At 33.4% G+C, this 13,349-nt stretch carries 8 protein-coding genes and 1 pseudogene; 8 read left to right on the forward strand and 1 reads right to left on the reverse strand.

Translation table 11 applies throughout. From position 1 onward, the window contains the following. The 7 genes and pseudogenes from ACHRVL_RS22715 to ACHRVL_RS22745 form a co-directional block, all read left to right on the forward strand. Positions 1-1,019 (forward strand): annotated as a pseudogene (locus ACHRVL_RS22715) (hypothetical protein); the annotation flags it as partial. Positions 1,020-1,039: 20 nt separating this feature from the next. Continuing rightward, positions 1,040-2,581, forward strand: coding sequence for a hypothetical protein (locus ACHRVL_RS22720; RefSeq protein WP_395415550.1), 1,542 nt, complete (start codon positions 1,040-1,042; stop codon positions 2,579-2,581). 66 nt (positions 2,582-2,647) lie between these two features. After that, positions 2,648-3,904 carry a gliding motility-associated C-terminal domain-containing protein gene (locus tag ACHRVL_RS22725; protein WP_395415551.1) on the forward strand — a complete coding sequence of 419 codons (1,257 nt, stop codon included), beginning with the start codon at positions 2,648-2,650 and terminating at the stop codon, positions 3,902-3,904. A 48-nt stretch (positions 3,905-3,952) separates the two neighbouring features. Beyond that, entirely contained in the window at positions 3,953-4,870 is a 918-nt protein-coding gene (locus ACHRVL_RS22730) for a type IX secretion system membrane protein PorP/SprF (RefSeq protein WP_395415552.1), read from the forward strand. A 13-nt stretch (positions 4,871-4,883) separates the two neighbouring features. Next, positions 4,884-6,815: an OmpA family protein gene (locus ACHRVL_RS22735; protein WP_395415553.1), complete on the forward strand. Its 1,932-nt coding sequence runs from the start codon at positions 4,884-4,886 to the stop codon at positions 6,813-6,815. Between the two features lie 49 nt (positions 6,816-6,864). Continuing rightward, a complete protein-coding gene (locus ACHRVL_RS22740; RefSeq protein ID WP_395415554.1) occupies positions 6,865-7,197 on the forward strand; it encodes a DUF4870 domain-containing protein in 333 nt (110 codons plus the stop codon). 284 nt (positions 7,198-7,481) lie between these two features. Next, positions 7,482-7,931 carry a hypothetical protein gene (locus ACHRVL_RS22745; protein ID WP_395415555.1) on the forward strand — a complete coding sequence of 150 codons (450 nt, stop codon included), beginning with the start codon at positions 7,482-7,484 and terminating at the stop codon, positions 7,929-7,931. A 77-nt stretch (positions 7,932-8,008) separates the two neighbouring features. Here ACHRVL_RS22745 and ACHRVL_RS22750 read toward each other — a convergent pair whose 3' ends face one another. Then, positions 8,009-10,021: a hypothetical protein gene (locus ACHRVL_RS22750; protein ID WP_395415556.1), complete on the reverse strand. Its 2,013-nt coding sequence runs from the start codon at positions 10,019-10,021 to the stop codon at positions 8,009-8,011. A 974-nt stretch (positions 10,022-10,995) separates the two neighbouring features. On the opposite strand from ACHRVL_RS22750, the gene ACHRVL_RS22755 reads away from it, so the two are divergent. Beyond that, positions 10,996-13,194: an alpha-galactosidase gene (locus ACHRVL_RS22755; RefSeq protein WP_395415557.1), complete on the forward strand. Its 2,199-nt coding sequence runs from the start codon at positions 10,996-10,998 to the stop codon at positions 13,192-13,194. Positions 13,195-13,349: the final 155 nt, after the last annotated feature.

Genomic DNA, 13,349 nt, shown 5'->3' on the forward strand with positions numbered 1-13,349 from the left:
CTCAAGGAATTGCAGGAGTAAAAGGTGATACAGGAGCTAAAGGAGATACTGGAGCAACAGGTCCGCAAGGAGTTGCAGGAACTGCTGGAGTAAAAGGTGATACTGGAGCAAAAGGCGATACAGGAGCGCAAGGTCCTCAAGGAATTGCAGGAGTAAAAGGTGATACTGGAGCAACTGGACCAGCTGGTCAAGGAGGTGTTACAAATGCAGGAAATAATATTTCAATAACTGGATCAGGAACTACAGCCGCTCCTTATGTTATAAATGCTGTTATACCTGCAACTACACATACGTTATCAAATCAAACTAATACAATTACATCAGTAGTAAATGGCGTTAGTGTTACGGCACCTGCAGTAAATACAGTTGGAAATGCATTAAATGGTTCTAAACTGACAACAACAGTAAATGGAGTTGCTTCTACTGCATTAGATTTAACACCGGCAATAACCAGCGCAATCACTGCCGATAATGGTTTAACAATTACTACAGGTAATATGCAATTAGGAGGCGGATTAATTAAACCAACTACAGTAACGACTTCTACTGCAAATACATTAGCAATTGGTGGCTTGCAAACGGGTAATAATACTAATATTTATAATGGAAGTTCTTATACATCAACAGCAGACCGCATTATTGTTGCAGATCCTGCAACAGGTGTTTTGAAACAAGTAAAAGCGGCAATGCCAAAATTCTTTTATGCACCTTCTGTTGTAGTGCCAACTCATAATGCATCTGGCGTAGTATTAACAGGTACTCAAACTTTAAATGTATATACTTTTTATTCACAACAATTCGGATTCAGTGCTTCTGCTGGGCAGGCTAGAAGTAATTCAGCTTCATCACTTCCTGTTTTAGCACCTGCAGATTTAGATTATTTTGTGACTTATTTTGACACTAATGTATTTAATACAGTTACGGTTTCAGCATCAGGAGTTATCAGTTATACAGTTAAATCTACCGCTGTTCCTACAGAAGCTTCATTTATGAATATTGTATTTAAAGTAAGAGACTAATGTTTTTGAAACGTACTATTATGAAAAATACATTTTTAAAAAGGTATAATAAGCTGGCAGTTTTTTTGCTTCTTGCAGCTGTTCAAACAGTAAGTGCACAGGTGTATGGTGATTTCCCGTATACACAGAGCTTTAATTCTGCGACAAAGCCTGCCGAAATAATTCTGCCAACTGGAGCTACTGCAAATGCTGCGGTATTTACAACTACTGGATTAGAGTTGACACCGGCGACCAATTCAAAATTTGGAGCAATTATTATTGACAATAAAAAATTTAACAGTGCGGTTGGTATTAAAATTTCATTTGAATATGCAATTTATGGAGGAACTGGAGCAGATGGTATAAGCGTATTTTTATTTGATGCTGCTGTTACTCCAACAATTGGAACAAATGGACGTGGAATGGGATATTCTTATTTAAGAGCAAACGATTCTTATTCAGGCAATAGACGCGAAGGACTTTCTGGAGCTTATTTAGGTATTGCTTTAGATTCTTATGGAAATTTTAAAGGAGATCCGTTTCAAGGTGATGCTAGGCTGAATGGGGTTTCGGCTCCATCAGGAGGCTGGGCAAATTCAGGAAGCAGTCATGTTACTTTAAGAGGTGCTAGAGGAGGTGCTTTGGATAATAAAGGAAGGGGAGCAGGTTATACAGGTTATCCTGTGCTTACAACCCAAAGTACACTAACTCCAACAGGGACGTCAAACGGAGGTGCAGAACTTACTGCTTTAGGAGCATATTCCTATAACAATGGAAATCCGGATAATTTTAATATTCGATCTGGAGCCTATACAACAGATCCTAACAATGCAAATTATCGAAAAGCATTTATTGAACTTGTTCCTAATCAGTTTGGTGGTTATAATATTACAGTAAAAATACAGCATCAAAATACAGTTAGAACTATAATCGATAAATATTGGTACAAGCAATCTATACTTTATACTGAAAATTCAAATCCAGAAAACTCTGACTATAATACTTCTTTAAATGAAGGAGCAGCTACAACTCATACTTTAAATACTGCTATTCCTAATAGTTTTAAAATTGGTTTTGGAGCTTCAACAGGAGGTTTAAATGATATACATAAAATATGGGGCTTAGAAGTAGTTTTACCATATGCCGCAGAAGCAGTTGCTGATAATGCAACAATATGCAAAAATAATCCAGTAACTATAAATCCATATGCAAACGATGTTGCGTATAGTGGGCCAACTCACGGAATACCAATAGCATCTTCAAGTAATATAGATTACAGTCAATTTAGATTTCTTAATGCTGATGGTACAACAGCTGCAAATCCGTTTTTGATTACGACAACAGAAGGAACTTTTACCTATAATTCAACTTCAGGATTAGTAACATTCAATCCTGTTAAAGGATTTACAGGTAAGGCAGAAGTATCCTATAATATAAAAGGTAAGACATATCCGGCTGGAACATTTCAGCCTTATGGAGATGAAGGGTTTAGATCTAAGAAAGCTGTGATAAGTGTTACAGTATCAAAATGTCAGGTAATTACAAATCCAATGCTTCCTTCAAAAAGCAATGCTAAATACTAAAAGCGTTATTTTTTTAAGTTAAATCTAAAAAATTTAGATACAACGGTAAGTCAATAAATAGAACTTATGAAATCAAGAATTCAAAATATTTTTTTAACCCTCTTATTATTTCTCAGCGGAATAGTAACAGCGCAGACTGTAAATGTTGGAGAGTTGTTTATTACATCTGGCACAACTATGTCTACAGTAGGAGCAATGGATAACAAAAGTTCAGGAAATCTGTTTAATGATGGAGAATTTATCTTGTACAGTCATTATAATAATGACGGACTGGTAAGTTTTTCTTCAGGTTCACATTCAGGAATAACACGAATGATTGGATCTACGGGATTTCAGCAAATTTCGGGAACGATGCCTATGCAGTGGAATGACGCTGAATTTAAAAACAGTAGTATTCAGCCCGCTTTTCATTTGTCGAACGAAGTGAGTATTTCCGGTACTGCTAATTTTCAGCAAGGAATTATTAATGACGATGAATACGGAGGATTGTTAGTTTTTGAGGATAAATCTAAACATATTAACGTCAATGATAACAGTCATGTTGATGGTAAGGTGCAAAAAATAGGTCAAGAAGATTTTACTTATCCAATTGGTGATAAAAATAAATACCGATTTGCAGGTATCTCGGCACCAAAGGAAATATTGAGCAGTTTTACAGGCAAATACTTCTTAGAAGATTCTAATGCTTTATATCCTCATAGTCAAAAAGCAAAGGAAATAGTTCTTATCAATAATCAAGAATATTGGACTTTAGATAAAACTGCAGGAAATTCGGATGTAATGCTGACTTTAAGCTGGGATGAATCATCGACTACGCCGGCAGACGTTCTCGTGTCACCACAAAGTTCAATACATATCGTGAGATGGGATGAAGCTCAAAACCGCTGGATTGATGAAGGCGGAGTTGTAGATAGTGATAAAAAAACGGTTACTACTCCTGTAAATGTTTCTGGATATAACGTGTTTACTACAGCAAGAGTCGATGACGGAATTGTTTTGCCTTGCAGTACTTTGACAGTTTACAATGCTGTTTCGCCTGATGGAGATGGAAAAAATGAATATTTTAAAATTGGCGGACTGACAGAATGTTCTGCAGACAATACGGTTGAAATTTATAATCGCTGGGGAATAAAAGTATATGACACCGTTAATTATGATTCTAATGGAAATGTTTTTAGAGGTTACTCTGAAGGAAGAACAACCATATCAAAAAATGAGATGCTGCCAACAGGAACCTATTTTTACATTATAAACATTAAATATTCTGGAACTTCACCTCAGGTACTAAAAAAATCAGGATACTTGTACTTAACTAGAAATTAATTTGCTGAGGTACATTTTAAGCAGCTTTAAATTATTAAAGATAAAAGCATGAGAATAAAATTTTATACAGTGGTTATTATGTTAACTGGTTTTTTTTGCTGTGCACAGCAAGACGCTCAGTTTACACAATATATGTACAATACCATAAGTATTAACCCCGCATATGCAGGATCAAGAGGAGCTTTGAGTGTTTTTGGTTTGTATAGAACGCAATGGGTAGGTCTTGACGGTGCTCCAGAAACGAGCAGTTTTTCAGTCAATTCACCAATTAGCAACAGTAATTTAGGAATTGGAGTTTCGCTTGTTAATGACAAAATTGGACCAACAAATGAGAATAATTTCTCAACAGATTTATCGTATTCAATTCAAACATCAGCAAATTTTAAGTTGTCATTTGGTATCAAAGGAACAGTTAATTTGTTTAATTTAGATATTAATAAATTGAACATTGAAGATCAAGGAGATCCGCAATTTCAAGATTTAAGAAATAAAATTTCTCCAAACGTCGGAGCTGGAGTTTATTGGCATTCAGACAAAGCTTATGTTGGTTTATCAGTGCCAAATTTTATCGAAACCAATCGTTACGATGATAATGATGTAGCGATTTATAAAGATAGAATCAACTATTATTTAATGGGAGGATATGTATTTGATTTAGATAAATATCAATACATTAAATTCAAACCTGCGGTATTAGTAAAAATGGTAGAAGGAGCACCTTTGCAAGTAGATCTTTCGGCTAATTTTATGTTCAACGATAAATTTGTTGTAGGAGCAGCATACAGATGGAGCGCTGCGGTGAGTGCAATGGCAGGGTTTCAGGTTTCAGACGGACTTTACATAGGATATGCCTACGATCATGAAACAACAAAACTGCAAAATTATAATTCAGGATCGCATGAAATATTTCTACGATACGAGTTCTTTAAAAACTATGGTAAAATTACAACCCCACGTTTCTTTTAATCCTACATTGACAATGAAAAATTTTATACTTGTTTACGCCTTACTAATTGTTTTTTCATTTAATAGTTATTCCCAGCAAAACCAGACAGTTTCTGCTGATAAAGACTATAACAATTATGCCTATATAGACGCCATTAAAACCTATGAAAGAATTGCTGATAAAGGATACAAATCTGAAGATATGTTCAAGAAACTAGGTAATTCTTTTTATTTCAACTCAGAGTTTGAGAAAGCAGCCAAATGGTACGAAGAATTGTTCGCTATGAAAAGCGAAGTAGAACCAGAGTATTATTACCGTTATGCACAATCATTAAAAGCAGCTGGAAATGATAAAAAAGCAAATGAAATATTAGACTTGTTTGCTCAAAAATCAAATAAAGATACAAGAGCTGAGCGCTATTTAAAAGACAAAAATTATTTAGCAGAAATTAAAGCCAATTCAGGAAGATATAAAATTGAAGATGCAGGTGTAAATAGTAAATTTTCAGATTACGGAACTTCATTTTATCAAAATAAAATAGTGTTTACATCAGCCAGAGATACTGGTAATTTTGCACAGCGAATTCACAAATGGACAGGGGAACATTTTACAAATCTTTACCAAGCTGATATTGATGCCGATTTTAATCCAAATAAACCCGAAAAGATAAAATCTAAAATCAATTCTAAATTCAACGAATCGACGCCTGTTTTTACAAAAGACGGAAAAACGGTTTATTTTACAAGAAACAATTTTATTGACGGCAAAAAAGGAAAAGATGGTAATAAAACTACTTTAATTAAAATATACAAAGCAACTTTTGAAAATAACAAATGGACGAACATTATTGAACTTCCGTTTAATAGTGACACTTATAGTACGGCACATCCAGCATTAAGTCCTGATGAAAAAACCTTGTATTTTGCATCTGATATGCCGGGAACATTTGGACAGTCAGATATTTATAAAGTAAGTATTAATGGAAGCGGAGGTTTTGGTTCTCCAGAAAATTTAGGTAAAACAATTAATACTGAAGGAAAAGAAACTTTTCCATTTATAACAGCTGATAACGAAATTTATTTTGCTTCAGATGGCCATCCAGGACTTGGAGGTTTAGATGTATTTGTTGGTAAAATAAGCGGGAATGAAATAACAAATATTAAAAATATCGGTGCCGATATTAACTCTTCTAAAGATGATTTTGCATTTGTTATCGATACTAAGTCCAGAAGAGGTTTTTTCTCTTCGAATAAAGACGGCGGACAAGGTTCTGATGATATTTATAAGTTTTTAGAAACGCGCAAACTGGAATGTGTTCAGGAGTTAAACGGTATTATTACAGATACGCAGACAGGAGTTATTTTATCTGGTGCCAAAGTCTCATTGTATGATAATATGCAGGTTCTGAAAAGTACTGTTATTTCAGATTTAAATGGATTTTACAGTTTTTCTGTTGAATGTGGAAAAACCTATAACGTAAGAGTTGAAAAAGAAGATTATGCAACTAAAGAAGTTCACACATCGATTGGAACAGAAACAGGAAAAACGTATTTGCCAATTTCGCTGGATAAAGTTACATGTCAGGTTGCAGTAGGAGATGATTTAGGGAAATGTTTTGATATTAAAATGATCTATTTTGATTTGGACGGATCGGATATTCGTCCTGAAGCGGCCTTGGATTTGGTGAAAATTTTAGATGTTTTAAATCAGTATCCAACAATGAAAATAGATATTCGTTCGCATACAGACAGCCGTCAAACAGCCGTATACAACGAAAGACTTTCTGACAGAAGAGCCAAATCGACAATTAAATGGCTGATAAAAAACGGTATTTCACCAAATAGATTAACAGGTAAAGGTTACGGTGAAACGCAGCTTGTAAATGAATGTTCTGATGGTGTAAAATGTACCGAAGAACAACATCAAATGAACAGAAGAAGTGAATTTATAATCACAAAACTATAAAATATAATCAGTTAAGAATTTAAAAAAAATCAAGATAAATAAGAGGAGAATGAGCAGAAAAACCATATCAATAATTAGTTACTTAACACTTGTAGGATGGGTGATTTCTTTTCTTGTTTATCATAATGGAGGAAGGTCTTCATTTGCGCAGTATCACCTAAAACAGTCTTTTGGATTAGGTGTTTTGAGTGCAGTACTAGGCTGTGCTTTTATACCAATATTTTCTATTAATCCTGTAATTTCAACTTTCTTTACCGTTTTTAGTTTTGGTATATTGGTTGTTTTAATAGCAGGGATTGTAAATGCTGTTAATCAAAAAAGAAAACCAATACCGCTAATCGGATCTATGTTTGTTGATCGATTTAACTTTATTAAATACTAAATTTTCTATTCTTTGTTTTTGAAAGAATAGAGCGCAATACTTTTATCAAATTATTTTGCTTTTTACTAAATATTTCTTTAAGATATTTAGTGAAATAAAAGTCTTATTTTGAGGTTTTTATGTCTTATTGTGGAGGTGTTTGTTTTTGAAATGAAATACTTTTGTCTTTGTTTATCAGGGTTATATAAATTAAAAAAAGATAAACAAATACAAAACCTAAAATGAAATTTTAACGAGCTGTAATCGGCTCAGTTTAGGGAGTATTAATTGTAAAGAAATTGACGATGGAAAAGATACAGGTTTTAGTGCGAGACGATAAAGGTTTGTTTTTAAAAATGTTTAAAAATAATTTTAAGGATGAGTTTAAATTTACTCAAGACTCCTTTTTGAGCAGTAATAAATCTAGAGTTCAAGGGCTTAACAGTTCGATATTTGTAGTTTACAGTCATCATGAATTGATTGAGTTTTTGAAATTAGAGAAAAAAGGAACCACAGCTTTAGTATGTTTATTTGATGAAATGTTATATAGTAATTTACCAGTTTTAGAAGAAATAAACAAATTAGTTGTATTAGGTGGTTACCAAACAAAAAGAGTGATTGTTAATGAATTGAAGTCGTATTTTAAAAATACTGATCCCTATAAAAATAAAGATATTCAGTCTGCAGTTTTAGAATTTAATACAAAGCAAATACCATCTAATGATTTATATAAAACGGTATTGTATTTTGTATAAATAAGATTAAAAAAATAAGTATAAAAAAGGAGCTTCAATATTTTTGAAGCTCCTTTTTTGTAAACTTTTTTGTCTTGTTAAAGTTTGATGTTGATTGTACTTCCGTCTTTAATAAGTTTGGTAAACAGCATCTTTTTTCCATTAGAGATTGTTACTTTCAAGTTCTTATTTACTCTTTCTACAGTAATGTCAAAATCTTTTTCAAAAGCGTGTATTTGACGTAGTTTCATAACAGGCCAAGATTTAGGCAGTCGCGGCGTAAAATCAAAACTATTTAAGCTGGTAGGACGAATACCAAATAATCCCTCTGTAAAAATTCTGCAGTATAAACCGCTTTCGGCAGAGAGATGTCGCTGATCTCCTTCAGGATAAGCCTCTACAGGATACGGAACATGATCGCCTAATAAACGACGGTTCGAGTAATAATGTAAAAAATCTAACGCTTTATCTGTTTCTCCCGCTGCCAATACACCTCTTAAAGCATATAAAGTCGAGCGGTCCCAAAATATTTTATCACCTGCAATACTGGCAAGACCATCTTTCGTCCATAATCTTGGAGAAAACAAAGCATCTATAGTTCCCTTTTTTCGATCATAAATTCCCATCGTGAGCGGTGTACAAATCCAAGCTCTTAAAACATCATTTTCTTTATAGTATTTATAAGTTTCAAAACCTTCTACCTTAGTACCAAAATATTTTTCAATAGCCGTTTTTAATTTTTCAGCCTCAGTCTTATAAATCTTCAACTGAGTTTTGTCTTTACCTAAAGCTTCACCCAAATAAACAGCAGAGTTAAGAGCATCATAATATAGAGAAGAAGTGTTAAGATTGGCTTTTCCTGCCGGAAGACGCCCTTCGAGTTCATCAGAATCAGACATTACAACTCCATCAGAATTAAGTTTTCTATGACAATACTCTAAACACCATTCAATCAATGGCCATAATTGTTTGGCTTCATTTTTATTTCCTCTCGAAAGAGCATAACGTGCAGCACCGTAAGCAATCATTGCGCCATCGCCGCGGTCGCCGGCGCCATCCCAAATATCAGTTCCCTCAGCAACAATCGAACTTGGAATTGGTTTGTATTCCTTGTTCATGAATTTGGCAAATTGCAAATAAGCATTGAATGATGCCTGATTACCATATTCATATCCTAAAAAAGGAAAGAAAGGTCCAATATATTCCGCCTGATCATTTGCCCAGATTGCAGCATAATACGATTCTCCTCCCGGACCGTGCATTGGGCCGCCTTTGGTTTCAAAAATACTTTCAGAAGCTCTTATTTTAGCAAAAGCAAATTCTGTATTCAAAACTTCATCAGGCGTTTCTAATATAAGTTTGTCCCAAATTTCATGGATTAATTTTAAGCGTTTATCTTTTTCGTCTTCAATATTTACTACTGGAATTTGTTCGTTTGTTTGACCTGCCGAATAGAAAATAGAAAAACGAATAGTCTCATTTTTCTGCAGATTAAAATTTCCATGATTAAAAAGATCTACATGCAAATCATAACTTCCTTCCGTTCCTTTTGCTGGATCTGATGTATATACAGCATTTGATTTTGGAATCTCAACAACGCAAGTTTTATCAGAAACATTTTTAATAGTATAGATTTCACAATATCCAGATAAGGTTGTTGATGGGAAAAATTGTCTCGTTAATTCGAGAGTATTACCCGATTTACTCTTAACCAATAATGTTCCGTTCAGCGTTAATGAAATTACTTTTTCTGAAGCAATGGGTTTATAATTCACTGTAACCAAATCAAAAGCATCTTGCGCAAATTGACGCGTAAAACTGGCATGAGTATTATTTGGGATTGTTCTCAACATTGGCCAAACCAAACTGCGGGTTGCATGAAAGGCGCCATCTGCCGCTACACCATATCTTAATACGCAAGAGATTTTTTTACCACTCATTTCGATGTGGTCTTTATGCGGAATATTATTATTTATCTGCCAAGAAATAGATCCGTCTTGATCAATCTGCCAGCGGCGTTCTTCTTGAGAAAAGAGCTTACTAGTAAAAAAGCAAAGTGCAGCCGATGCAAATAGAAAATGCTTTCGGGTTTTTGTAAATAATCTCTTCATTACATTTATTTTTTAATTTAGATAAGGGGCAAATAGCCATTTTTCAGGCTGTTTATTATATGATTCTGTTTCGTACATATTTTTACAGAAAGAGATAAAATTGAAAATCAAAATTAGAAAGGTTTATTTATTTTTTCGTACCAGTACCAACTAGTTTGTTTGTCATACCTCTAAAATAGTATCATGATCTGACAGAATATGAAAAGAAAACGGATAATATATGAATATAAATTATAGAGTAAGGAGCCGTGGATAATAAGGGAATTGCGTATTATTTTTAATGTTGAAAATATTTCACAGCTAATCTAAAAGCGGAAAGATTATTTTTTGTCCCTTCAAAATGTAGAAAAAAGGGGTAGTTTACGTTTTATAAAAAAGGATAATATAGTATCAAAAATATTTTTTGTACAGTTTTACGATCGGTTGTCTTTTTTTTAATTTTTGAACCATACCAGTTGTAGAAAGTTAAATATGTACAAGATTAAACTTGTATCAGTTCAATTTCGAATTTGACTTATTAGGATTTTTTTTGCTGTAAAATCTATTGTTATCAGTGTGTTATGTTCGTTTTTCTTTTTTGTTATTTAAAATAAAAAGAAAAAAATCAATTTACTGGTAGGTTTTTTTCCAGCAGCGCAGTTTTTAAGTAAGATGGTTTAAGCTATTTTTTTGAATCCTTTTTATTGATCGAGTTTTCAGCAAAATGATGATTTTTTAGCATTCTTAAATTATTTCAAACAAGGACTATTTTTAGAAGCGCAGCATTTATTAAAAAGAAACTGGTAGGCACCAGTATGTTTGTAAATGTGAATGTGATATTTTTGAATTTCATTTTTCGCAAATAAATAATATAAACAGAAAAAATAATATAGTTTATTGTGAATTCTATAATGCAATAACACAAGTTACTATCTGTTGATTTAATTATAAATAACATATAATACCCACATTATAACTACCAACTACTTATTTTTATGAAAAAAATAATCTTTTTATTAATGCTTACCGCTTTAGTTTATAAAGCTGATGCACAAGAGAAACAAATACAAATTGAAACACAAGGCTCAGCTTTGATTTTAAAAGCGGGAAAAAACGGCTTATTGTATCAAACGTATTTAGGAGCAAAACTTAACGGAAATTCTGGATATGATGCACTTTCAAAAGAAAACACAAAATCATTCGTAATAAATGACGGAAATCCATTGAACAACTTGAGACATTTGGCGTACCCAACTTATGGAACTGATAATTTGTTCGAGTCTGCTATTCGTGTAACCCATAACGACGGAAACCCATCTCTTGAGTTAATTTATGTAAGTCATCGTGTCGATAAAATAGATGATAATACCACAGAAACCATTATAAAGTTAAAAGATCCCGTATATCCAGTCGAAGTAACACTGCATTATAAGGCTTTTTATAAGGAGAATATTGTTGAACAATGGACAGAAATTGTGCATCACGAAAAGAAACCCATAATGTTGTACAATTATGCATCTTCAATGCTTCATTTTGATGCTGATCGTTATTGGTTAACTCAATTTCATGGTGATTGGGCAAAAGAAGCACGAATGCTGGAAACGGAATTAACGAGTGGAACAAAGGTAATCGACTCAAAATTAGGAGTTCGAACCAATATGTATCAAACACCTGTTTTTTTCTTATCGCTTAATGCTAAAGCAGAAGAAAACTCAGGAGAAGTTGTGGCGGGAACAATTGCTTGGTCAGGGAATTTTAAACTTGCTTTTGAGTTAGATAATAAAAACTCACTTCGAATAAGTTCAGGAATTAATCCATTTGCTTCAGAATACAATCTTGAACCCGGTAAAATATTTACGACACCGTCATTTATTTATACTTTTTCTAATAAAGGAAAAGGACAAGCCAGTCGAAATCTGCATAAATGGGCTGGGAAATACGGTATAAAAGATGGTGATAAACCAAGATTGACTTTATTGAACAATTGGGAAACAACCTTTTTTAATTTTGATGAAAAAAAACTAACAGATATGTTTGCTGATACCAAAACGCTTGGTGTTGATATGTTTTTGTTGGATGACGGCTGGTTTGGAAATAAATATCCGCGAAGCGGCGATAAATCAGGACTAGGAGATTGGCAGGCTACTAAAACGAAATTGCCAAATGGTATTGGTTTTTTAATTCAAGAAGCACAGAAAACCGGAGTGAAATTTGGTATTTGGATTGAACCTGAAATGGTTAATCCAAAAAGTGAATTATACGAAAAACACCCAGATTGGGTTTTAAAACTTCCAAATAGACCAGAAAGTTATTACCGTACTCAATTAGTATTAGACCTAAGTAATCCGCAAGTACAGGATTTTGTTTTTAAAACAGTAGATGATATTATGCAGACTAATTCTGGAGTGGCATTTTTTAAATGGGACTGTAATCGAATGATGACGAATGCGTATTCTACTTATCTAAAAAATCAGCAGTCACATTTGTTTATCGAATATACAAAAGGACTTTATAAAGTTTTAGACAGAATTAAAACAAAATACCCAAATCTGCCCATGATGCTTTGCGCTGGCGGCGGGGGAAGAACAGATTATGCACTTCTTAAATATTTCACTGAATTTTGGGCCAGTGATAATACAGATCCTTATAATAGAGTATTTATACAATGGGGTTATTCGCAGTTTTTTCCAGCATTTTCTATTTGTAATCACGTAACATCATGGGGAAATCAGTCAATCAAATTTAAAACCGATGTGGCTATGATGGGCAAATTAGGTTTTGATATTAATGTAAAAGAACTAAAAGAAAATGAATTGAAATATTGTCAAGATGCTGTCGCGAATTATAAGCGATTAAGCCCCGTAATTTGGCACGGTGATATGTACCGTATGGTATCGCCGTATGATGAAAGCCGAGCTGTATTAATGTATGTTGATGATACCAAAAGTAAGGCAGTTTTATTTTCTTATACTTTGCATCCGCTTTATGATCCTCAGTATAATTTAGTTCGTTTGCAAGGATTAGACCCAAACAAAAAGTATAAAGTAGAAGAGATCAATTTAATGCCCGAAGCCAAGAAAACTCTGGAAGAGTCAGGAGAATCTCATACTGGAGATTATTTAATGAATGTAGGGCTGCGAGTTTCTTCATCTAAAGTAGAAACGAGTGTAGTTCTTGAGATTACTCAAATATAGATACAAAAAAGGTATTTAGTATTAACCATTTTACAAATTAAATAAAACAGCTCAGTTACGAGCTGTTTTTTTATTATATAAATCAACCAATTTTTCTGGTAGGTGTTTTTTGTTTTTCTTACTTAAAACACGGTATTTTGTTTTGTAAACTTTTC

Source organism: Flavobacterium sp. FlaQc-28 (assembly GCF_044007415.1).
Taxonomy (GTDB): Bacteria; Bacteroidota; Bacteroidia; order Flavobacteriales; family Flavobacteriaceae; genus Flavobacterium.